The following is a 22,487-nucleotide window of genomic DNA, read 5'->3' as shown; positions in this document are numbered from 1 at the left end:
GGGCCCGGGCCGGATATGCGGGCGGGCCCGGTGTTTTTCCTCCCGAAACGCGCCTACGCGGGCGGACGGGTGCCAGATCCCGGCGTGAGAGTGGCTCCCGGGGGAGAGCGCGGGTCGGCGTGAGGGTGGACAACCTGCGGCCGACCTGAGTGTGGCTTCGGGAGGAGGAACTTGGGGGCCTGGCCGGATACGTGGTCGGACCCGGTGTTTTTCCTCCCGGGGAGCGCGGGACGGCGTGAGGGTGGACAACCTGCGGCCGACCTGAGTGTGGCTTCGGGAGGAGGAACTTGGGTCCCGGGTCGGATACGTGGTCGGGCCCGGCGTTTGTCCTCCCGAAGCCCAGCCCGGCTCAGGAACCCGGTACGGCGACCCGGTTCTCGTACGCCCAGACCACGGCCTGGATCCTGTCGCGCAAGCCGAGCTTCTGCAGCACCTTTGACACGTGCGACTTCACCGTAGCCTCGCCGACGAAGAGGTCGCGGGCGATCTCGGCATTCGACAGTCCCTGCGCGACGAGCTGGAGCACCTCCGCTTCGCGATCCGTGAGGCTCTCGAGCGCGGCGGGCGGAGCGCCCGTGGTGACGGCATCCGTTTCCCCTGGCGTTCCGAACCGTTCGATGACCCGCCGCGTCACGGCAGGTGAGAGCAGGGCGTCGCCCGCAGCGACCACGCGAACGGCGTCGATGAGCTGCTCGGGAGTCGAGTTCTTGAGGAGGAACCCGCTTGCCCCGGCCGACAGCGCCTCGAACAGGTAGTCGTCTCGGTCGAAGGTGGTGAGGATGAGAACAGCGGACGCCAGCGAACCGTCAGCGATGATCTGTCGTGTCGCCTCCAACCCGTCGGTCCCGGGCATCTGCACGTCCATGCACACGACGTCTGGGTTGAGTTCGCGGGCCAGCGCGAGCGCCTCTGCGCCCGTGGCCGCCTCTCCGACGATCTCGAGGTCGGGCTGGGAGCCGAGGATGATGCGGAAGCCGGTCCGCACCATTTCGTGGTCGTCGGCGAGTAGTACCCGGGTTGCCGTCGTCATCGTGCCGTCTCCTGTGCGTTGTGCTGCGCGTTGTCCCGTGCGCTCTCTCGCGTAACCTCTGCGTCCTGCCCGGCGGACACGGGTGTGCAGTCCCTGCTGTCCGCGGCGGCACCGGAGGCTGCGCCGGCTGGAACACCGGGTCGCTCACCCGGCCCGCCACCGGGAATCGGCACTCGCGCGCGCACGAGGTACCCGCCGCGAGAGCGCGCGCCGGTCTCGAGCGTGCCCCCGATCGCATCGATGCGCTCGCGCATGCCGATCAGCCCCAGGCCTCCCGGCTGCGGACGCGACGGCACATTGCCGGTGTTCGTGACCTCGAGCTCGACGGTGCCAGGGAGATAGCGCACTCGAACGTCGGCCGTCGCTGTCGGACCCGCGTGTTTCCGCGCGTTGGTGAGTGCCTCCTGAGCGATGCGGTAGAGGCTGAACTGAACAAGGCCCGGCACGTTCCGGTGCTTCCCGATGACGTCGAGGGTCGTGGGCAACCCGGATGCCGTTGAATCTGCGACGAGCGCGGACAGCGACTCAAGACCGAGTGTCGATGCACTCGTCGACGCCCGGCTGTCCCCGGGCTCCGATTCCCTCAGCGTGTGCAGCAGCTTGTGCAGTTCATCGATCGCCGTACGGGCACCGAGTTCCACGTTCGCCAGGGCGTCCCGGGCCATGGCGGGATCCGAGTCGAGCACCGTGCGGGCGGCACCGGCCTGCACTCCCATCACCGACACGTGATGGGCGACAACATCGTGCAGCTCCCTCGCGATGCGCACGCGTTCGAGCGCGACGGCCTGCTGTTCGGTGCGCTCCCGCTCACGCTCCAGTTCTGCCGTGCGGTACTCGAGCAGCGCCTTCTGTTTCGCCGACGCGTACGAACGGTCGCCGAAGTAATAGGCCCCACCGAAGTAGAGCAGGTTCGTGAGGATCTGGATCATCAGGTACGCGACCAGCGGGGAGAACGCCCCCGCCCGCGAAAATCCATCGAGGGCATCCGGATCCGTTGTCGTTCTCAGCATGGCGATCACCAGCCAGCCCAGCATCGCCGCGATGATGACGGCGCGCACGACCAGCGCCGTTCGGCGGTTGTCGACCCACGCCCCAACGGCATAGAGCGCCATGAACAACGTGATGTTGCACATGAGCAGCTCGGGGACCTGCAGCTCTCCACCGCCGATGAACGCGCCAGACACGACGATCGCGACCGTGTTCGGGAACCGTCGGCGGAACGCGAGCGGCAGCGTGATGAGCACGGCCCAGATCAGGCACATCCACATCGGAGCTGGTTCGTCGTAGAGCCCGGCAACGCGATAGAGCATGAGACTGAAGAGAGTGCCGACGAAGAGTACGGCGGCGAGCACTGCGTCGGTGCGCAACTGGCTGCGTGTCACCGCCGGGCGGCGCCACGACGGATCGTTGGGGTCGACGAGAACAACTTGAGCGGGCATCACAGTCTCACGCTAGCGATCCGGCGCGCTTCCGGCATCCGTCCCGCGACGGAGAGCATCCGTCCTGCGACGGAGAAAGCAGACCCTCTCCGTGCCCAGCGGACGATTTATTCAACGGATGCCGCCGCCTGGAGCAGAACCCGCGACAGTGGCGGCCGCTCGGCGTCCCAGAGGCCCGTGATCGCCGTCGCGAGTGAGGCTTCGAGTCCGTTGAGTGCCTGAACGACGAAGATCGTGGCGGATGCCGTCGGCGCGGATCTCTCGAACCCGTTTGCCACCGCGCGCACCCACGTTTCTGCCGCAGCCTTCGCGGCAGCGTAGTTGGCACCCCCCGGCATCGGGTGGTCGAGCGTCGTACTCGAGACGATCGCAAGTCGGCCCGCGTCGGATGCGCGCAGGTCGTCGACGAACACCCGGGTGGTGTTGCGGAGGGTCGTGACGATGCGGGAGTGCAGGAAGTCCCAGTCCTCATCGCTCTGTCCGGAGAGTCCGCCGCCACCCCGCCAGCCGCCGACGAGGTGGATGAGCCCATCAATCGGCCCGGTCAGGGCAGAGTCGTTGTGGATGCGTTCGCCCAACCGCGCCACCTCATCGAAGCGGGTGAGGTCGGCGACGTGGCCGACGGCATCCGGAACCTGGTCGATGAGGCTGTCGAGCCGGCCCTGGTTCGAGCCGACGGCGATCACCCGCGCGCCCGCGGCCGCGAGGTCGCGGCAGACGGCGACGCCCGCCGCGCTGGTCGCACCGGCAACGAGCACCCGGCGGCCAGAGACAGTGCGACCGGCGACGCCACGTCCGGCCGCCCCGGCGCCGGCCGCCCCGGCCCCGGCCGCCCCGGCGCCCGCCGCCCCGGCGCCCGTCGCTCCCCGCTCAGCCACGACCCGTGATCCCCGCCGTGGACCCGATCACGTCGCCCATCTTCTTCGAGAGCGCCTCATAGAACATGCTGAGCGGGAACTCGTCGTCTCGAACGAGGTCGGTGTAGCCCTTCGGCAACCCTGTGAGCACGTCGTCGGGAAGCCCACGAGCCCACGCGGATGCCGGGTGCGGTTCGACGGTGCCCGAAACGAGCTCGTATGCGGCGAGCCAGTGGGCAACCTTGGGCCGGTCGATCGAGCGCCAGTAGAGCTCGTCGATCGCGGTGCCGAGCGCGACGACGACGTCGGGCACCTCGGGCCAGTCGATGGTGAGCGCGGTGTCGGTCCAGTGCAGCACGTGGTGCTGGTGCAGCCACGCGAAGAGCAGCTGGCCGCCGAGCCCGTCGTAATTGCGCACCCGGCTGCCGGAGAGCGCGAACCGGAAGATCCGGTCGAAGATCACCGCGTACTGCACGAGCTTCGCGTGGGCGAGGATCTCGGTCTCCGCCTCGGTGAGCTCCGCCGGGCTCTGCGCCGACAGGGTGCGCTCGAGTTTCACCGATTCGCGGAACGCCGTGAGATCGCAGCGCAGTTCCTCGAGCGAATACAGGAAGAATGGCATCCGCTGCTTGATCATGAACGGGTCGAACGGCAGGTCACCGCGCATGTGGGTGCGGTCGTGGATGAGATCCCACATCACGAAGGTCTCTTCGGTGAGCTCCTGGCTTTCGAGCAGTGCCTGTGCGTCCGCGGGCAGTTCGAGCCTGGTGATTTCGGCGGCGGCCTTCACCACGCGGCGAAAGCGCGCGGCCTCCCGGTCGGCGAAGATCGCGCCCCAGGTGAACGTCGGGATCGCGCGCATCGCAACGGTCTCGGGAAACAGGACGGCCGAGTTGGTGTCGTAGCCCGGCGTGAAATCGAGAAACCGAATCGGCACGAACAGACTGTTGGAGTAGTCGCCCGCTTCGAGTTCTGCGACGAACTCCGGCCAGACCACCTCGACGAGCACGGCCTCGATCAGCCGGTCGGCCGACCCGTTCTGCGTGTACATCGGGAACAGCACGAGGTGCCTGCGCCCATCGGCGCGGTGCTGCTGCGGCTGGAACGCCATCAGGGAATCGTAGAAGTCCGGCACACTGAAGTCCGCTGCGGCCCAGCGCTCGAGGTCGACGGTGACCGCGTCGAGGTACTCGGCATCCCAGGGGAACAGCGGCGCCAGCTCACGAACCGCACCGACGATCGTCGTGACGAATTCGCGGGCAGGGGCGTGGGCATCCGGTTCGGGGATGGATCCGTCTTTTATTTGAAGCGGGCGGATGCCGATGGCCGCGTTCTTGAGGCGAAGCCAGGCCGGGGAGGTGGCGAGGTTGCGGTCTTCAACGACCTCGGGCTCGCCAACGATCACGTGTGCGTGAAATTCAGACATAACAACCCTCCCGGCGTCGTTGCAAACGGTGTGCATCGAGCGTATCCGGGGGACCGTGAGCGTTTCTTTGACTATCGCGAGGTTTGGCTGCGCAGACGGGGATGGGCGCGCAGCTTAACTGCGCGAGCCGGTCCGGCGCCGGGTGTCCCGCCGGGCGCTGGGGTCCGGCTGCGGAATTACACCGACTGCAGGAGCTGCCCCTCCGCTGTCCACGGCACGGCGGCATCGAGCCGGTCTGCCGCGAGCTTCTCCGCTGCCGCCAGCGTCGTCACCGACCGCGCGGCGGCATCCCTGTACACCGCCGAAAGGGTGCCGCCGATGCCGTCGACGCGGGTGAGGATGTCGGCCAGATCCGCGCCGGGCCGAGAGGCCATGTCGAGGTAGATCACGCCACCCGCGTTGACGATGAAATCGGGTGCCCAGAGGATGCCGCGGTCGGCGAGTTGCTCCGCACCGCCCTGGTCGGCGAGCTGGTTGTTCGCCGCACCGACGACGGCCGTGCAGCGCAGTTCGGAGATGACCTTCGCCGTCAGCGCGCCGCCGACTCCGCACGGCACGAACACGTCGGTTTCGAAGAGGTGCTCGTCGCCCGGGTCGATCCAGCTGGCGTGAATCTCCTCGGCGAACCTGCGCCGTTCCGGATTCACGTCCGTGACGATGAGCGACATGTCTTCGTCGCTCAATCGGCGGGCGAGTCGCGAACCCACCTGGCCGAGTCCCGAGATCGTCGCGTGCCTGCCCGCGAGCAGCGGGCTGCCCGTCACCGTCTCGAGGGTGGCAACGATGCTCGCGTACACGCCCTGCGCCGTGGCGTCGCTGGGCTCACCCACCCCGCCGCGGTCGGCGGGCAGTCCCGAGACATGGCTGGTGCGCTCGGCGACAATCGCCATATCGGCGGCGTTCGTGCCGACATCCTCTGCCGTTTGATAGCGCCCGTCGAGGCTCTCGACCGCATCGCCGAGGTCGAGCATGGCGAGCCGTTTGCGTTCGGGATCGAGACTCTCGCCGTCGGGTACGAACACGACGGATTTGCCGCCGCCGCGATTCAGCCCCGCTGCGGCGTTCTTGAGGGTCATCCCCGCCGAGAGCCGGAGGGAATCCTCGACGGCGTCGCGCCAGGTTGGATAGTGCCACACGCGAGCGCCGCCTAATGCGGGGCCGAGCCGGGTGGAGTGGACCGCGACGCTGATCGTGAGCCCGGATCGCTCTCCGTGGGTGATCAGTACTGTCTCGTGGTCGAGTGCTGCTGCATGCAGGGCGTCGAAGGACGCGTCGGCGTGAAATGACGTCATTGTCGGATCTCCTTGTGGGTGATGCGGGTCGCCCGGGTCAGGGCAACGACTCACAGCGCGGGTAGCGCAAAAAAGTCGTGGTGCATCAATCACACCAGCCCAACTGACCCGTGACAAGAGCCCACAAAGGTCAGGCAACACCGGCGCGGCACAACGGCGCGCGACAACGGAGAAAGCTAGCTCCAGCGCTTGTTGACCCAGCGTTCGAAGAGCCCAACGAGGGAGTCGGTCACCTTGCCGAGCACAGCGAGCAGAACGATGGCGAGCAGGATGCGGTCGATCCGCCCGTTGTATTGCGAATCGGTCAGCAGGAAGCCGAGGCCCATCGACGACGCGATCAACTCGGCAGCGACGAGGAACAGCCAGGACTGCGCGAGGGCGAGCCGCAGGCCCGAGACGACAGAGGGAAGAACGGCGGGAAGCTGCACCGTGGTGAACAGTCGGACGCCGTTGTAACCGAACGCGCGACCGGCTTCAACGAGCTGCCGGTCGACGTGGCGAAGCGCTGCAGAGACGGTCGTGTAGACGGGGAAGAACGCGCCGATCGCGATGAGCGTGATCTTCGACTCCTCGCCGATCTTCAGCCAGAGGATGAGCAGCGGAATCCACGCGAGCGATGGCACAGCCCTGATTGCGCCGAGGGTCGGCGCAATCAGGATGTCAACGAGCCGCGACAGTCCGACGAATGCCCCGAGGACGAGTCCAAGTAGAGCGCCGATGGCGAAGCCGATGAGCACCCGCTGGGTGGAGATTGCGACGTACTGGCCGAGCAGGCCGCGCTGCAACAGGTCAATGCCCGCGAGCCAGACGGACGCGGGCGACGGCAGTTGCGAGGCGCTGACGAGGCCGAGCGACGTCACCAGCTGCCAGATCGCGAGCACCAGGAGCGGCAGCAGCGAGCCACCGACGATCACGAACCAGGTGCGGCGGGTCAGCGGCACGCGTCCGCGAGCAGAGTCGTCACGGCGAGCGGATGCCTCGGTGCGGGCGGCAGCAGCGGGCCTGGCCCGCACCGCAACAGGCTGCCCGGACAGACCCGCAGATGACGCGGCGCCGGTACGCACCTCGTCACTGGTGGTGAGCTTGTCGGTGTTGCTCATGAGCGGTCCTGCCTGGGAAGCCTGCGGAAAGGGACGGGAGGGGAACGGATGCCGCACCCCTCCCGGGTGGGCTAGCCGATTGCGTCGGGGTCGGCCTTGGTGATGAATTCGTCGTTGATGATGGTGTCGAGTGCGTCGTCGACCACATCCTGGCTGGGTACGTCACCCGTCTCGACGAAGATGGGGCCGACGATCGAAAGCACGTCGATCTGCGCGTCCCCCGGAACCGGGTCGACGTCGAGGTTCGAGCGTTCGGCGATCACCTTCGTGGCAACCGCGATGTCGAGCCCTGCGACCTCCGCGAGGATCTCGGCTGCTTCTTCCTCGTTCTCCGCGGCCCATTCGCGAGCGTGCTCGTAGGCGTTGACGACGGCCTGGGCGAGGTCAGGCTTCTCCTCGACGAAGGTCTCCGTGGCGTTGAGGAAGCCGTAGGTGTTGAAGTCGACGTTGCGGTAGATGAGCTTGGCGCCCGCCTCTTCGGCGTTGGCCATGATCGGGTCGAGTCCGCTCCACGCGTCGACCGCGCCGTTCTGCAGCGCGGCCCAGCCGTCGGCATGCTGAAGGTTCTCGATGGTGACGTCCTCGGGGGTGAGCCCGGCTTCCTCGAGCGCCTGGAGCAGGAAGAAGTAGGGGTCGGTGCCCTTGGTCGCGGCAATCTTCTTACCCTTGAGCTCGGCGACATCCGTGATCGTCGAATCGGGCCCGACGACGAGCGCCGCCCACTCGGGCTGGGAGAAGAGGTCGATGACCTGGATCGGTGAACCGTTCGACCGTGCGAGCAGTGCAGCCGAACCTGCGGTCGACCCGACGTCGATCGCGTTGGCCCTGAGCGCTTCGTTGGCCTTGTTTGACCCGGCGGACTGGACCCAGTTGACCGTGACGTCCTGGTCGGCGAGGGCGTCCTCGAGCCAGCCCTTCTCCTTGATGATGAGAGAAAGCGGGTTATAGGTCGCGAAGTCAATGTTGAGGGTTCCGCCCTCTGTCACCGTCGCCGAGTCGCTGTCTTCTTTCGCAGGGGATGCTGCCTGGCCTTCGCCGGCGACGCAGCCGGTCAGGAGCAGCGCTGCGGTGGCAGCACCCGCGACGAGTGTCGCGAGGGAGAAGCGCTTGCGGTTCATGGTGACGTCCTTTGCTGAAAGAGGTGCTGTACGTGCTGTGGGCAGTTGTGGGGGAGAGCGGGGTATTCGGTACTCAGTACGGGAAGGTGGGCATCGCCGTGGTTTTCTCGACGCCGCGTGCCTCGCCGTGGCGGTCGATGCCGAGACCGGCGAGGAGGCGACCGCGCAGTTCGGCGAGCTCGGCGGATCCGCGATCACGCGGGCGCCGACCGGGAACGACGATCTCCTGAATGATCGTCGACCCCTCGAGACCGTCTTCGCGGCCGAGCAGGATGATCCGGTCGGCGAGTTGAAGCGCCTCGTCGACGTCGTGCGTGACGAGGAGCACTGTCGTCGGGGCCGCGGCGTGCACGTCGAGCAGGAGGTCCTGCATCTTCAGGCGGGTCAGGGCGTCGAGCGCACCGAACGGTTCGTCGAGCAGCAGGACGCCGGGGTTGCGTGCGAGGGCTCGGGCGAGAGATGCGCGCTGGGCCATTCCGCCGGAGATCTCGCGCGGTCGGTTGCTGGCGAACGCACCGAGGCCGACGAGGTCAATGAGGGTCGCAACGCGAGCATCGCCCTCGGCCTTCGGGGTGCCTCGTGGGAGGCCGAGTGCGACGTTCTGGGTGACACTCCGCCATGGCAAAAGCCGCGGCTCCTGAAATCCGACCGCGGTGCGGGCGTCGAACGGGGTGACGGGGGAACCGTCGATGAGGATCGATCCCGCTGTTGCGGAGTCGAGACCGCCGGCGAGGCGGAGCAGGGTCGACTTTCCGCAGCCGCTCGTGCCGAGAATGGCGAGAACTTCCCCGGCGCTGACGTCGATGGTGATGTCGCGAAGGACCCGACGGGTCGCGCCGCGTTCGCCGGGAAAGTCCCGACGGATGCTCCGAACCGATACACCGAATGCGGCATCCGACCCCACGGCATCCGACCCGACGGCTGCGGACCCCGCTGCCGGTCGCGTTGCGGACCCCGACACGGCGCGCAAGGCCCCGGGCGGACCGGCGTTCCCTTGGGAAGATGACATACGGTTGCTCCTCAGAGCGAGTAATCGGGGTGATCTCACGGTACTGACAAGGGCCGAGTGAGAGCAGGTGCACCGAAACACTCCGTAACACTCGCCGCACCACCCCGCCGCAAGACCCGCTGCAACACCGGGCTGAAACAAAGGAACTGGAAATGGTCGTCGTCGACAACGCCGTGTATCTCAGGGGCAACCGGGTGGCCAGCCCGCCAAGCCTCGACGCGACCTATGAGGTTCTCCACGAGAAGGGCGGCATGGCGTGGATCGGGCTGTACCGGCCGGATAAGGAAGAGATTCGGTCGGTCGCGGCCGAGTTCGACCTGCACGACCTGATGATCGAAGACGCACTGTCCGGACACCAGAGACCCAAGATCGAGCGATACGGCGACACGCTGTTTGCGGTCTTCAAGGCTGCCCGATACGTCGATGCCGACGAGCGCGTCGAGTTCGGTGAGGTGCACGTGGTGCTTGGATCAGACTTCGCGATTACCATCCGCCACGCAGAGACACCGGACATCGCGGCCATCCGCAGGCGACTCGAGGGTGATCCCGCCCTGCTCGGAATGGGCCCCGAATCCGTGCTGTACGCGGTGATCGATGAGATCGTCGACGGGTACGCCCCGGTCATCGCCGGCCTCGAGAATGACATCGACGAGATCCAGGACGCTCTGTTCACCGAGGGGCAGGAGTCATCCCAGCGGATCTATGCGCTCAGTCGTGAGGTGATCGAGTTTCAGCGGGCCACCCAGCCGCTCGTCGGGATTTTCGAAGCGCTCGGCGAAGGAGCTGACAAGTACGGCGTTCCGGTCGAACTGCGGCGGTACCTCCGCGACGTTCACGACCACGTGCTCAGGGTGGTCGAGCGTGCAGACGCTTTCCGCGCGCTCCTCCAGAACGCACTCATGGTGAACACAGCCCTCGTCGGTCAACGTCAGAACGAGGCGAGCTTTGCGCAGAGTGAGCAGGTCAAGCGCATCTCGAGCTGGGCGGCGATCTTCTTCGCGCCATCGCTCGTTGCCTCGATCTACGGGATGAACTTCGAGTACATGCCTGAGCTCGGCTGGGAGTGGGGATACCCCTTCTCCCTGCTGCTCATGTTCGGCGGGGCCGTCGCGCTCTACATCGTCTTCAAGAAGAACAAATGGCTGTAACAGCGCCCGCTCTCGTCTGGTTCCGCGACGACCTCCGGATCGACGACAACCCGGCGCTCAGGGCCGCGGCCGACTCGGGGCGGCCCGTCGTTGCTGTCTACCTTCTCGACGAATCGTCGCCAGAAATTCGTCCGCTCGGCGGGGCCGCGCGCTGGTGGCTGCACTCGAGCCTCGAATCGCTGTCGGCGTCGCTCGCCGACCTCGGCGTGCGGCTCGTGCTCCGACAGGGGGCGGCGGGGATCGAGATTCCGCGCCTGGCACGGGAGACCGGTGCCGGGGCGGTGTTCTGGAACCGTCGCTACGGGGCTGCAGAACGCGCCGTGGATGCCGCGCTGAAAACCGGACTTCGGCAGGATGGGCTCGAGGTCGCCAGTTTCGCCGCTTCGCTGCTCTTCGAGCCATGGACGATCACGACGGGGTCGGGGACGCCGTACTCGGTCTTCACACCGTTCTGGCGGGCATGTCTCGGGGGTCCGCCACCGCGGGCGCCGCTCGACGAGCCGGAGACAGTAGAGGGCTGGGGCGGCGACGTGCCCACCGACCTGCTGGACGAATGGCACCTTGAGCCGACGCACCCCGATTGGGCGACCGGTCTCAGGGAGGCGTGGCGGCCGGGTGAGGCATCCGCTCATCGACTCCTCGACGAGTTTCTCGCTCACAACCTCGCCGCGTACGACGAGGACCGCGACCTGCCGGCGCAGCAGGCCACCTCGCGGCTGTCCCCACACCTGCGCTGGGGCGAGATCAGCCCGCACCGCGTCTGGGCCCAGGCCGATCTGGCTCGCCGCGGCGCCCCGGCTCGTGAGGCGGCGAGTGCCTCCCGCTTTCTCACCGAGCTCGGCTGGCGGGAGTTCTGCTACCACGTGCTGTTCGCAGCTCCCGACCTCGCGACGACGAACTGGCGTCGCGAATTCGACGCATTTCCCTGGCCGCCGCTCGACGCGGACGCGCTGTCGGCATGGCAGCGGGGTGAAACAGGCATCCCGATCGTCGACGCCGGAATGCGCGAACTCTGGCGAACCGGCAGCATGCATAACCGCATCCGCATGGTCGTCGCGTCGTTTCTCGCCAAGAATCTCCTCATCGACTGGCGGGAGGGTGAGCGCTGGTTCTGGGACACCCTCGTCGACGCCGATCAGGCTGCCAACGCGTTCAACTGGCAGTGGGTGGCCGGTTCGGGGGCGGATGCCGCTCCGTATTTCCGCATCTTCAACCCTGAGCTGCAGGCGAAAAAGTTCGATCCGCACGGCGAGTACATCCGGCAGAACGTTCCGGAGTGGGGAACGGATGCCTATCCAGAGCCGATCGTCGACCTTGCGGTCACGAGGAAGGCCGCGCTCGCCGCATACGACGTTGTCCAACGATCGGGCCAGCCGACCTGAGGGCTCACTCGCTGCCGGGCAGAGCGGTCGCCGTGTAGTGCGTGAGCGCGCACACCCAGCGGTCGCCCCGACGGACGAACACGTCGCTGGTCCACTCGTCTGCGTCGGTTCGCGCACCGCGGTAGAGGGCGGTATTGGTGATGCGAGCGGTGAGTACCGCCGTGTCTCCGAAGACGCTGACCCGGGTGTCACCGACGGTCGTCATGGCCGTGTGGCTCAGGTCGCCGGACGCGACGAGGTCGAGCAGGCGTGAGCCGGGGGAGATCCCCGACGCCGAGACGATCGCCCAATCCTCCGTCACGAACTCGCGAATCCGCGCCGCGTCGTTGGCGACGATCGCGTCGGCCCAGTTGCGGGCGACCGTGAGCAGCTCGCGCACCGTGTTCTCCGTTGAAGAGACCGCCGAAGAGCTGGGTTCCGCCGCCATGGTTCACAACCCGTGCTCAGTCAGCCACGGTTTCAGCACCTCGAGAAACTGCCGCGGATGCTCGACGCTCGGCAAGTGTGCCGAGTCCGCGAAGATGTGGCGGCTCGCGTGCGGGATCGTCTCGGCCAGGTACTCGAACTGGATGAGAGCCGGGGTGATATCGAACTCACCCACGGTGACCAGGGCGGGAATGTCGAGATCAACCACCCGGTCGTACGCCGGTGGTTCCAGGTCGGCCGCTGCGCCGACCGTGGCTGACCGGTGACGGAGATTCAGCCGGTTGAGTTCATAAGCGGTCCGAACGAAATCCGGGTCGAGGTCCGCTTCGTTCCGAAGTGGACCAATCGACCAGAGGCGAACCTCGAGGTCGGCAAACCTGGCATGGTCGTTCGCCTCCGACGCCCGGTCCAGCTGGGTGCAGAGCTCCTCCTCGGCGTCGGTGAGTTCGATCTCGGGGAAACCGCTTGGACCCGATCCAATGGTGACGATCCCGGCGACACGGTCGGGAGTCTCCACAGCGACATCGAGACCGATGCGCCCGCCGCGCGATGCGCCGATGACCGTCGCCCGCAAGACGCCAAGATGGTTGAGACACGCCCTCGCGTCGTCGCGATCGGAATAGGGGTCAGGTCCGCAGGTCGTCGCGCCGAAGCCCCTCGCGTCGTATCGGATCACGTAGTGGTCTGACGCGAGAGCGTCGACGATGGGGTCCCACATGCGAAGAGTGGCTATTCCCGCGTGGATCAGGAGCAACGGCTCGTCCGACGCGTGACCGTCGGTCTCGTAATACAGCCGGGCTCCCGGCACATCCAGGTGGGGCATGCTCTGACACTACCGATGAGCATGGCCTGCGGCTAGAGGTGGTGGGCAGCGACGAACGGATGCCACCGGTGCTGACACAATGGACGAATGTCTGGGGTCCTGACGGGGTTTCTCGTGATCGGCGTGATCATCGCCGTTGGGTACGTCGTTGGTCGCACCAGTCTGCTCGGCCCACACGGGCAACCGGTGCTGGCGCGTGCAATCTTCTTTGTGCTCTCACCGTGCCTGTTGTTCACGGTTCTTGCCGAGGCAGAGGTGAGCCGCCTCTTCTCGCCGCTTCTCGTCGTCTCGCTCCTCGCCGCGGTCTCGGCGTTCGGGATTTTCATCGCTGTTGCTGCCCTGCTCTGGCGTCGGGCTCTGCCGGAGGCGACGATCGGTGCCCTTGCGGCCGGCTACGTCAACGCCAACAACATAGGCATTCCCGTTTCGGTATACGTTCTCGGTGACGCCACGTACTCGGCACCCGTCGTGCTCCTTCAGCTGTTGATCTTCACGCCCGTCGCGCTCACCCTGCTTGACGTCGGAACCGGAGGGAAGGCATCCGTCGGCCGCATTCTCACCCAGCCGTTCCGCAACCCCATCATCATCGGGTCCCTTCTCGGGCTCGTTGTCTCGCTCACCCGCGTCGAACTGCCTGACCCGGTGATCGAGCCGTTCCGCCTCATCGGTGCGGCGGCGCTGCCGATCATGCTCATCAGCTTCGGGATGTCGCTGTCGGGGACGCGAGTTCTCGAGCCGGGTTCCGGCCGGAAGGACGTCCTGCTCGCGACGACGATCAAGCTCGCGATCATGCCCGTGGCCGCATGGCTCATCGGGCGGTTCGGTTTCGGCATGACCGGCCACGAACTGTTCGCCGTCGTTGTTCTTGCCGGGTTGCCGTCCGCCCAGAACGTCTTCAACTACGCGCAGCGCTATTCCCGCGGCGTCATCCTCGCCCGAGACACCGTGCTCCTCACGACGGTTGGTTCGGTCGGCGTGCTGCTGATTGCATCCCTGCTCCTGACCTAGCAGCCCCCCCCCAATACAGGGAGTCGTCCGGCGACGTTGCTGTCCTCGCCGCCCGACCCTGCCATGCTGGCGGAGCAGAGCTGGATCCAGCTCAATCGACCAATGGAGATCCTCGTGGAACGAACCTATGTCATCACCGGAGCAGCAAGCGGAATCGGGAAGGCGACGAAGGAGTTGCTCGAGGCCAGGGGTGCTCGGGTCATCGGCGCTGACATCGCCGGGAGTGATGTGAATGTCGACCTGACGACCCTTCAGGGCCGGGAGACCCTCGTGACCGAGGTCGAGCGACTGAGCGACGGCAGGATCGACGCGGTTCTCGCCGTGGCCGGGCTCTCGTCTCCTACCGTCGCGACCGCCGCGGTCAATTACTTCGGCGCTGTCGCCACGCTCGAGGGGCTTCGGCCGTTACTCGCGAAGTCGGATTCTCCGCGCGCGGTGGCCGTGACCTCCATGGCGTCACTCATGCCACACGACGACGCATTGCTTGACGCGTTCCTCGACGGGAACGAGGAGGCAGCGCTCGCTCGGGCGGCCGAGCTGGCTGCAGGGTCGCCGGAGCAGGGAAGCCTCATCTACGGCTCGAGCAAGCAGGCGCTCTCCCGCTGGGTCCGCCGTCAGGCGCCAGCGGCGGACTGGGCGGGCGCAAGCATTCCGCTCAACGCCGTTGCACCCGGGGTCGTCCTCACGCCGATGACCGCATCCCTGACAGGCACCGAGGAAGCCCGCACCCAACTGGCCGGGATGGTTCCGATGCCGCTCAACGGGTTCTTCGGACCCGAGTCCGTCGCCCAACTCCTCGCCTGGCTGTCAAGCGAGGAGAACGGTCACCTCTGCGGGCAAGTCATCTTCATCGACGGCGGTTCCGACGCAGTGATCCGTGGGGACTCCACCTGGTAGCCGCTTCAGCGCCGGTTTGTGACGGGTCCACCCAGAGCAGAGCGCTCGATCGTATTGCGCTGCTCTGGTGGCCTCGCCCGCCGGTCCCTTGACGGGGGCCAGAATCGGGTCTACCGTGAGCGTTCTAAACCGGTTCAGTCGGTGAATTCGCCTCGACTGCCCCGGTCGTAACCTCACCGCGGAGGCACGATGAGCGCTCGAAAGCCCACCATCTCTGACGTGGCCAGCGCGGCCGGAGTCAGCAAGGGCCTCGTCTCGTTCGCCCTCAACGACAGGCCTGGCGTCGCTCCAGGCACCCGCGATCGCATCCTCGCCGTGGCTGACGACCTGGGCTGGCGTCCCAGCGTCACCGCGCGGTCGCTCTCCACCCGCACCTCCTTCGCCCTCGGCCTCGTCATCCGTCGCGCGGCCGAGGTGATCAGCGCAGATCCCTTCTTCCCGTCCTTCATCGCCGGTGTCGAATCAGTGCTTTCCGAAGAGGGCAGGGCGCTCGTGCTCAGCGTGGTTCCCGATGAGGGCGCCGAGCTGACCACCTACCGCACCCTCGCCGCGGACAACCGCGTCGACGGGGTGTTTCTCACGGATCTCCGCCACGACGACAAGCGGTTCGCACTCCTGGACGAGCTGGGTCTGCCCGCCGTCGCACTCGGGCACCCGGCACGAGACGTGCAGCTCCCGTTCGTCGAACTCGACGACACCTCGGGAATCCAGTCCGCCGTCAGGCACCTGGTCTCACTCGGGCACACCCGCATCGGCCACGTGGCCGGCGACCCAGCGATGATCCACGGCAGCAGGCGTCGCGTGTCGTTCGCGGATGCCATGCGCAGCGCCGGTCTCGACGCATCGCTCGTCGTTGAGACGAACTTCTCGGTGGCTCACGGGGCGGATGCGACGCGTCGCCTTCTCGACGGACCCCACCCACCGACGGCCATCGTCTACGCCAACGATCCCATGGCGATCGCCGGACTGGGGGTGGCGCAGCAGCGCGGTCTCAGCGTTCCCCATGACCTGTCGATCACAGGGTTCGACGGCACCGATATTTCGGGGTACGTCTTCCCGGCGCTCACGACGATCACGAGCGACCCGGTCGAATGGGGCCGGGTAGCGGCCAGAACACTTCTCGATCGGATCACGACGGGAACCGCGTCCAACGTGGCGCTCCCTCCCGCCCGACTCCTGGTCCGGGAATCCACAGCACCACCCCCCGCACCTCGCGGCGCTGTCGCCGCACACAGATAAGGAGAACTCCCGTGCACCGACGCACTCTCACCACGGCAACCGCCACAGTCGCGGTCACCATCTTCGCGCTCACCGCCTGCTCCGCTGGCGGCGCGGGCAATTCCGATGCCCTCACCTCAACGGGCGACATCACCATCTGGTATTCCAACAACGAGCAGGAAGTGGCCTGGGGAAAAGCCATGGTCGAGGCCTGGAACGCCGACCACCCCGATGAGCAGATCAAGGGCCAGGAGATCCCCGCTGGAAAGTCGAGCGAGGAGGTCATTGGTGCCGCCATCACAGCAGGGACTGCGCCGTGCCTCGTCTTCAACACCGCTCCGTCTGCGGTCGGCCAGTTCCAGAAGCAGGGAGGCCTCGTCGACCTGGCGTCATTTGACGATGGCGCTTCCTATGTCGAAGAACGGTCGGGCGACGCTGCCGAGCAGTACGTCTCACCCGACGGCGGGTACTTCCAGATGCCGTGGAAGTCGAACCCCGTGATGATCTTCTACAACAAGGACATGTTTGCCGCGGCTGGACTCGACCCGGAGAACCCGGCCCTGTCGACGTACGACGACTTCCTCGCCACGTCGAGGACGCTCGTCCAATCGGGGGCGGCACCGTTTGCGATCCACCCGGCGCCAACGAGCGAGTTCTTCCAGGCTCAGTTCGACTTCATGCCGCTGTACGCCGCCGAGACCGGCGGGACCGGCCTGGTCGAAGACGGCGAGGCGACTTTCGACAGCGAGGAGGGGCTCGACGTCGCCACCTTCTGGAAGACGATCTACGACGAGGGTCTCGCGGGCAAAGAGCAGATCCAGGGGGATGCCTTCGCCAGCGGCCAGTCGGCCATGGCCATCGTCGGACCGTGGGCGATCGCCGTTTACGGTGAAGACGTGAACTGGGGTGCCGTCCCGGTTCCGACCCAGGACGGTACCGCGGCCGAGGAGACCTACACCTTCAGCGACGCCAAGAACGTCGGCCTCTATTCGGCGTGCGAGAACCAGGCAACGGCGTGGGAGGTGCTGAAGTTCGCGACGAGCGAGGAACAGGACGGGCAACTGCTCGAGCTGACGGGCCAGATGCCCATGCGCTCCGAGCTTCCCGAAACCTACGCTGACTACTTCGAGGCGAACCCGGCATACACAATGTTCGGTGACCAGGCCGGCCGAACGATCGAAGTCCCGGCTGGTCCGAACACCGTAGAGATGTTGCAGGACTTCCGCGATGCGTACACGAAGGCTGTCATCTCGGGTGATGGCGACCTTGAGGATGCCCTCAATGATGCTGCCGAGAAGGTCAACGCCCTCGCGAGTGAGGGTTAACCCATGTCGAGCGATACGCTCGGCCGTTCTCCGGGGGTTCGCAGCCCCCGGGGAACGTCAGGGAAGGCATCCCGAAAACTACCGGTACGGCAACGCGTCTTCGGCAAGCATCCGCTCGGTGCGCTATTCAGTGCGCCGTACCTGATCTTCGTGCTGCTGGTCTTCGCATATCCGCTCATCTTTGCCGGCTACATTTCGGTGCACGATTACTTCTTCTCGGCGCCGGGCGCGGTCGTCGACCGGCCGTTCACCGGAATCGAAAACTATGTCACAGCGCTGACCGACCCACGCGTGCTGCGCAGCTTCCTCAACGTCGGTATTTTCCTCATCATCAATGTGCCGCTCACCGTTGTGCTGTCGCTTGTGCTCGCCACCGCGCTCAACAAGGTCGTGCATTTCCGGGCGTTCCTGCGCGTCTCGTACTACATTCCCTACGTCACAGCGAGTGTCGCCGTCGTTGGAGTCTGGCTGTTCCTCTTCAACGGAAACGGGCTCGTGTCCACACTCCTTGGGCCGCTCGCGCCCGACCCGGCCTGGCTCATCAACCCGTACTGGGCGATGCCGACCATCGCGTTGTTTGTCACGTGGAAGCAGCTTGGCTTCTACATCCTGCTGTACCTCGCCGCACTCCAGAACGTGCCGAACGAACTGTACGAATCCGCGTCGACCGACGGGGCAGGGGCCGTCCGATCCTTCTTCTCGGTGACCATCCCCGGTGTCAGATCGGCGACGGTGCTCGTTCTCCTCCTCGCAACGGTGACAGGGGCGAACCTGTTCACCGAGCCGTATCTCCTGACCGGAGGCGGTGGACCCAACGGAGCATCGGCATCCCCGGTGCTCATCATGTACCAGCAGGGAATCCAGCAGGGAAAGCCGGGCTACGCGGCAGCCATCGGTGTCGTGCTCGTGATTTTCGTCCTCGTGGTCGCGCTGCTGCAGTATCGCTACGCCGGTGGAAGGGATGACAAGTGATGGTTCAGAGACATCGCATTCCAGGCCAGCTCAGTCGCGGGCAGTCGATCCTCCGCGGAATTGTGCTCGCCATCGGCGCCGTGCTCTTCCTGTTCCCGTTCTACTACATGGTGATCGGTTCGCTGCAGGCAGCGCCAGACACGTCACTCGGGGGCATCTTCCCCTCCCCAGGGAACATCACGGTCGAGAACTACGCGAACATCAACGAGCGAATCAACCTGTTCTCCGGCCTCGTCAACTCAGGCATCTTTACGGGCGGCGTTCTGCTGGGCACAACCGTGTTCGGTCTCCTCGTCGGCTACGCCCTTGCGGTGCTCGAGTGGCGGGGGCGCGGAGTTATCTTTGCCCTTGCCCTTCTCGTGCAGGTCGTACCGTTCCAGCTGCTCATGATTCCGCTCTATGTGATGATCGCGAGGGACTACGGACTCGGTGACACCCACCTCGGCATGATCCTCCCGTTCGCGATCAACTCGACAGCGGTGATCATCTTCCGCCAGTACTTCCTGCAGGTTCCGAAAGAACTGTTCGATGCCGCGCGGATCGACGGCGCCGGAGAGTTCCGACTGCTCGGGCAGGTGGCGATTCCGTTGGTCCGTCCTGCGCTGCTCACCGTCATTCTGCTGACTTTCATCGGCCCGTGGAACGAGTTCCTCTGGCCGTTCCTCATCACCAAGGAGGCGAGCCTGCAACCACTCGCTGTGTCGCTCGCGAACTTCATCTCGAACGTCGCGTCATCAACGTCGAATCCCTTCGGCGCGATGCTCGCCGGCGCTGTCGTGCTCGCGGCTCCCGTGGTTGTTCTCTTCATCGTTTTCCAGCGGTACTTCGTCTCGACCGACATCGGGTCGGGCGTGAAAGGGTGACCATGCCAACCGAGTCGAGTTCGTTCCCATACACGCTCTCCCGGGTCGGCGTCGTGATGACTCCGGAGCTGGGGAACGACCTCGAGGCGGAGGGCGTGCTCAATCCGGGGTCCGGCCGCGGACCGGACGGAGAGCTGTATCTCCTGCCCAGAATGGTGGAGAGGGGCAACGTCTCCCGGGTGGGTCTTGCGCGGGTCGTGGTCGAGAACGGGGTCCCGGTCGGCGTGAACCGGGAGGGCGTCGTGCTGGCGCCCGACCGCGGCTGGGAGCGCGGCGTTGGCAACGCCGGCGTTGAGGATCCGCGCGTCACCTGGATCGAGGAACTCGGCCTGCACGTGATGACCTATGTTGCGTACGGTCCACTCGGTCCACGCAGTGCGATCGCGACGTCTGGTGACCTCCGCGACTGGACCAGGCTCGGGCCAGTGCACTTCGAATACGATGACGCGCTCGACACCGACCTCAATCTGTTTCCGAACAAGGACACGGTGTTCTTCCCCGAGGCGGTGACCGGGCCGGATGGCATCCGGAGCTTTGCGGTCCTCCACAGACCGATGTGGGATCTCGACGAGATCAAGCCCGGCCAGGGAATTCGGGTGCCGCGGGGCGTCGAGGATGAACGGCAATCGATCTGGATCAGCTTCGTGCACGCGGACGACGTTGCCCGTGACATCCGTTCTCTCACGCACTGGGCCGGTCATCGACTGCTCGCAGCGCCGGAATTCGCGTTCGAGGCGCTCAAGATCGGGGGAGGGCCACCGCCGGTGCGGGTGCCTGAGGGCTGGTTGGTGCTGCACCACGGTGTGACAGGAGTGCTCGCGCGGGCGTTCGACCAGCAACAGAACGTCAACTACGCAACCGGCGGCATGATTCTCGACGCGGAGGAACCGTGGCGGGTGACCGCGAGGACCGCGGTCCCGCTGCTCGAAGCCGAGACCGATGATGAGCGTTCCGGCATCGTTCCGAATGTTGTTTTTCCGACGGCGATCGAGGAGATCGACGGCGCACGGTTCGTGTTCTACGGGATGGCCGATACAAAGATCGGCGTCGCACGGCTTGAGAGCGTATGATGACGGCGACTCGGGATTTGATCCGATACAACGATGGCGTTGGAGGGATTGTGGCGAACTCACTGGTACGGCGGCTGGCGGCAGTGGCCGCGAGTGTCGTACTGCTCGCGGGGAGTATCGGGCTTGCCGCTCCGGCCACGGCCGACACTCCGCAGCTGAGCAACCTCTCTCACCTCGACTTTCTCCTCGACGACGTGACGCCAGCCGACACGGCCGAGCACACCACGTGGCGCCTGGCAGAGGAACCAGCCCTCGTCATGCCGTGGACCTACGCTGATGCCCGCGGCGGCGGAACTTTTGAGCGGGTCGGCGGCGGTCCACTCGACCCGGCCACCGGGTACTGGGGACAGGGCGCATTCAACGCGGACGATGTCGCGCGAGCGGCGGTCGTCTACCTCAGGCACTGGACACAATTCGGCGACGAGTCTTCGAAACAGAGCGCGTACGAGTTGCTCAGGTCGACGGCGTACCTGCAGACGGCATCAGGGCCGAATGCCGGAAACGTCGTGTTGTGGATGCAACCGGACGGGACGCTCAACCCGAGCGCAGAACCCGTCGAACTGCCCGACCCCTCCGATTCGGGAGAGAGCTACTGGCTGGCCCGGTCGCTCTGGGCATTCGGTGAGGGATTCGCGGCCTTCCAGGAAAGCGATCCCGAGTTCGCCGAATTCCTCTCCGACCGTCTCACCCTCGGCGTTTCCGCGCTCGAACGGCAGACGCTCTCGAGGTACGGCCAATACCTCACGGTCGACGGAGTCGAGCTTCCGGCATGGCTGATCACGAATGGTGCGGATGCCAGTGCCGAAGCAGTGCTCGGGCTGTCGGCCTATCTCAGCGCGTCGCCGGGCGATGAGCGAGTGCGCGACGCGACCAGCAAGCTGGCGGAGGGCGTCGCGGCGCTGGGTGCGGGCGACGCTCGCAACTGGCCGTACGGCGCTGTGCTCCCGTGGGCCGAGTCGCGCTCGATCTGGCACGCCTGGGGATCGCAGATGCCGGCGGCGCTCGCCGAGGCATCCGTCGTTCTGGCCGATCCTGCCCTGCTCGAACTGGCAATCACCGATTCAGCGGTGTTCGATCCGATCCTGCTCACCGCCGGCGGGCCGGACAACGGCTGGAATCCCGCTCCCGTCGACCGTACCCAGATCGCCTACGGCGTCGACTCACGACTGCAGTCGCTTGTGGCCGTGTCTGAGGCCGCCGGGCTGCCAGGCCTCCTCGACCTCGCCTCGCTCGTCGGCAGCTGGTACTTCGGCACCAACGCGTCGGGCACTCCCGTCTACAACCCGTCAACCGGTGTGACGTTCGACGGCGTCGCAGCAGACGGAACCGTCAACCGCAACAGCGGAGCCGAGTCGACGATCCACGGGCAGCTGTCGATGCTCGCCCTCGATGCCAATCCCGAACTCCGAGATCGCACACTCGGGCTGACCACAGTCGTCTCGCGAGAGGGAGCCACCGTCGTCGAGGCCGAATCGGCGACATCCACGACCGGCAAAGTCGTCGCGCCCGAGTCGACCTGGACCGGTGAGTCGCAGTATTCGGGGAGCGGATACCTGGAACTGGCGCGAGGTCGCTCAGCGACGTTCTCCCTCGGGTCCTCGACCTCAGCGCGACTGATCGCTCCCGTCGTCTTCTCAGCGGCGAATGGAAAGGCGAGTTCGCTGTGGCGCAGCGGCTACGTCCCGCTCGGACTGCTGAAGCATGGCGTCGGCGCTCAGGGCGTTACCGCGGTGCCCGGTGCGCTGCTTCCGCAGTCGCTGCCGATCGCGGCACCGTCCAAGAGCTCCACGGTGTCTGTCACGGCGGTGACCGGGCCGGTCAAGGTCGACGCACTGATCGTTCGGCCGCTCTTCTCCCGGCTGAAATTCGCCGGGCCGAGCCAGAGCACCGAGCTCGTGCACTCAGCGAGCGCTGTGACGCAGCGGGTCTCGGTGAACGCCGGTGGCGGCGCTGGCACTCTCACCAGCTACGACTCGCGTGGTGTCGTTGTGGCTGTGCACTCCATCAGCGGTGTCGCCCAGATTTCGGTGAAACCGGGCGGGTTCGCCATAGTGACCAAGGGGTAGCTGCCAGGACTCCACAGG

At 66.2% G+C, this 22,487-nt stretch carries 20 protein-coding genes; 10 read left to right on the top strand and 10 right to left on the bottom strand.

All coding sequences use genetic code 11. From position 1 onward, the window contains the following. Nucleotides 1-349: 349 nt before the first annotated feature. From AC1X6S_RS12560 to AC1X6S_RS12525, 8 genes are all read right to left on the bottom strand, one after another. The gene (locus AC1X6S_RS12560; RefSeq protein WP_483406093.1) at nt 350-1,030 is read right to left on the bottom strand and encodes a response regulator; all 681 of its coding nucleotides are present in this window, start codon (nt 1,028-1,030) and stop codon (nt 350-352) included. Continuing rightward, on the bottom strand, nt 1,027-2,469 hold the full coding sequence (locus AC1X6S_RS12555; RefSeq protein WP_483406707.1) for a sensor histidine kinase: 1,443 nt from the start codon (nt 2,467-2,469) through the stop codon (nt 1,027-1,029). The genes AC1X6S_RS12560 and AC1X6S_RS12555 overlap by 4 nt, the downstream gene beginning before the upstream one ends. A 107-nt stretch (nt 2,470-2,576) precedes the next feature. After that, complete coding sequence (locus AC1X6S_RS12550; protein ID WP_483406092.1) at nt 2,577-3,347, bottom strand: SDR family NAD(P)-dependent oxidoreductase; 771 nt, start codon at nt 3,345-3,347, stop codon at nt 2,577-2,579. Then, nucleotides 3,340-4,752, bottom strand: coding sequence for a DUF6421 family protein (locus AC1X6S_RS12545; RefSeq protein ID WP_483406091.1), 1,413 nt, complete (start codon nt 4,750-4,752; stop codon nt 3,340-3,342). Before AC1X6S_RS12545 ends, AC1X6S_RS12550 begins: the two co-directional genes overlap by 8 nt. A gap of 176 nt (nt 4,753-4,928) precedes the next feature. After that, nucleotides 4,929-6,044, bottom strand: a complete 1,116-nt coding sequence (locus tag AC1X6S_RS12540; protein WP_483406090.1) for a Glu/Leu/Phe/Val dehydrogenase family protein — start codon at nt 6,042-6,044, stop codon at nt 4,929-4,931. 176 nt (nt 6,045-6,220) lie between these two features. Further along, nucleotides 6,221-7,144: an ABC transporter permease gene (locus AC1X6S_RS12535; protein ID WP_483406089.1), complete on the bottom strand. Its 924-nt coding sequence runs from the start codon at nt 7,142-7,144 to the stop codon at nt 6,221-6,223. Between the two features lie 71 nt (nt 7,145-7,215). Further along, on the bottom strand, nt 7,216-8,262 hold the full coding sequence (locus tag AC1X6S_RS12530) for an aliphatic sulfonate ABC transporter substrate-binding protein (RefSeq protein ID WP_483406088.1): 1,047 nt from the start codon (nt 8,260-8,262) through the stop codon (nt 7,216-7,218). Nucleotides 8,263-8,335: 73 nt separating this feature from the next. Further along, a complete protein-coding gene (locus tag AC1X6S_RS12525; RefSeq protein ID WP_483406087.1) occupies nt 8,336-9,271 on the bottom strand; it encodes an ABC transporter ATP-binding protein in 936 nt (311 codons plus the stop codon). A 152-nt stretch (nt 9,272-9,423) separates the two neighbouring features. Here AC1X6S_RS12525 and AC1X6S_RS12520 point away from each other — a divergent pair, with 152 nt between their 5' ends. Continuing rightward, nucleotides 9,424-10,419, top strand: a complete 996-nt coding sequence (locus AC1X6S_RS12520; protein WP_483406086.1) for a magnesium and cobalt transport protein CorA — start codon at nt 9,424-9,426, stop codon at nt 10,417-10,419. After that, entirely contained in the window at nt 10,410-11,801 is a 1,392-nt protein-coding gene (locus AC1X6S_RS12515; protein ID WP_483406085.1) for a cryptochrome/photolyase family protein, read from the top strand. The genes AC1X6S_RS12520 and AC1X6S_RS12515 overlap by 10 nt, the downstream gene beginning before the upstream one ends. A 4-nt stretch (nt 11,802-11,805) precedes the next feature. Here AC1X6S_RS12515 and AC1X6S_RS12510 read toward each other — a convergent pair whose 3' ends face one another. Both AC1X6S_RS12510 and AC1X6S_RS12505 read right to left on the bottom strand, forming a co-directional pair. After that, nucleotides 11,806-12,180 carry a nuclear transport factor 2 family protein gene (locus AC1X6S_RS12510; RefSeq protein ID WP_483406084.1) on the bottom strand — a complete coding sequence of 125 codons (375 nt, stop codon included), beginning with the start codon at nt 12,178-12,180 and terminating at the stop codon, nt 11,806-11,808. A 51-nt stretch (nt 12,181-12,231) separates the two neighbouring features. Then, on the bottom strand, nt 12,232-13,050 hold the full coding sequence (locus AC1X6S_RS12505; RefSeq protein ID WP_483406083.1) for an alpha/beta fold hydrolase: 819 nt from the start codon (nt 13,048-13,050) through the stop codon (nt 12,232-12,234). A gap of 87 nt (nt 13,051-13,137) precedes the next feature. On the opposite strand from AC1X6S_RS12505, the gene AC1X6S_RS12500 reads away from it, so the two are divergent. The 8 genes from AC1X6S_RS12500 to AC1X6S_RS12465 all read left to right on the top strand — a co-directional run bounded on the left by AC1X6S_RS12500 (nt 13,138) and on the right by AC1X6S_RS12465 (nt 22,469). Beyond that, nucleotides 13,138-14,058: an AEC family transporter gene (locus tag AC1X6S_RS12500; RefSeq protein WP_483406082.1), complete on the top strand. Its 921-nt coding sequence runs from the start codon at nt 13,138-13,140 to the stop codon at nt 14,056-14,058. A gap of 114 nt (nt 14,059-14,172) precedes the next feature. Then, the gene (locus tag AC1X6S_RS12495; RefSeq protein ID WP_483406081.1) at nt 14,173-14,955 is read left to right on the top strand and encodes an SDR family oxidoreductase; all 783 of its coding nucleotides are present in this window, start codon (nt 14,173-14,175) and stop codon (nt 14,953-14,955) included. 189 nt (nt 14,956-15,144) lie between these two features. Beyond that, nucleotides 15,145-16,194, top strand: a complete 1,050-nt coding sequence (locus AC1X6S_RS12490; RefSeq protein WP_483406080.1) for a LacI family DNA-binding transcriptional regulator — start codon at nt 15,145-15,147, stop codon at nt 16,192-16,194. Between the two features lie 11 nt (nt 16,195-16,205). Beyond that, nucleotides 16,206-17,498 carry an extracellular solute-binding protein gene (locus AC1X6S_RS12485; RefSeq protein ID WP_483406079.1) on the top strand — a complete coding sequence of 431 codons (1,293 nt, stop codon included), beginning with the start codon at nt 16,206-16,208 and terminating at the stop codon, nt 17,496-17,498. Between the two features lie 3 nt (nt 17,499-17,501). After that, nucleotides 17,502-18,470: a carbohydrate ABC transporter permease gene (locus AC1X6S_RS12480; protein WP_483406078.1), complete on the top strand. Its 969-nt coding sequence runs from the start codon at nt 17,502-17,504 to the stop codon at nt 18,468-18,470. Further along, nucleotides 18,470-19,333 carry a carbohydrate ABC transporter permease gene (locus AC1X6S_RS12475; RefSeq protein ID WP_483406077.1) on the top strand — a complete coding sequence of 288 codons (864 nt, stop codon included), beginning with the start codon at nt 18,470-18,472 and terminating at the stop codon, nt 19,331-19,333. Before AC1X6S_RS12480 ends, AC1X6S_RS12475 begins: the two co-directional genes overlap by 1 nt. 2 nt (nt 19,334-19,335) lie before the next feature. Then, nucleotides 19,336-20,403, top strand: a complete 1,068-nt coding sequence (locus AC1X6S_RS12470) for a glycoside hydrolase family 130 protein (RefSeq protein ID WP_483406076.1) — start codon at nt 19,336-19,338, stop codon at nt 20,401-20,403. A gap of 50 nt (nt 20,404-20,453) precedes the next feature. Beyond that, complete coding sequence (locus AC1X6S_RS12465; protein WP_483406075.1) at nt 20,454-22,469, top strand: hypothetical protein; 2,016 nt, start codon at nt 20,454-20,456, stop codon at nt 22,467-22,469. Nucleotides 22,470-22,487: the final 18 nt, after the last annotated feature.

The organism is Mycetocola sp. Y442 (assembly GCF_056898615.1).
Note: the sequence above shows the minus strand (reverse complement) of the source record. Positions and strands in the feature narration are given on the sequence as shown.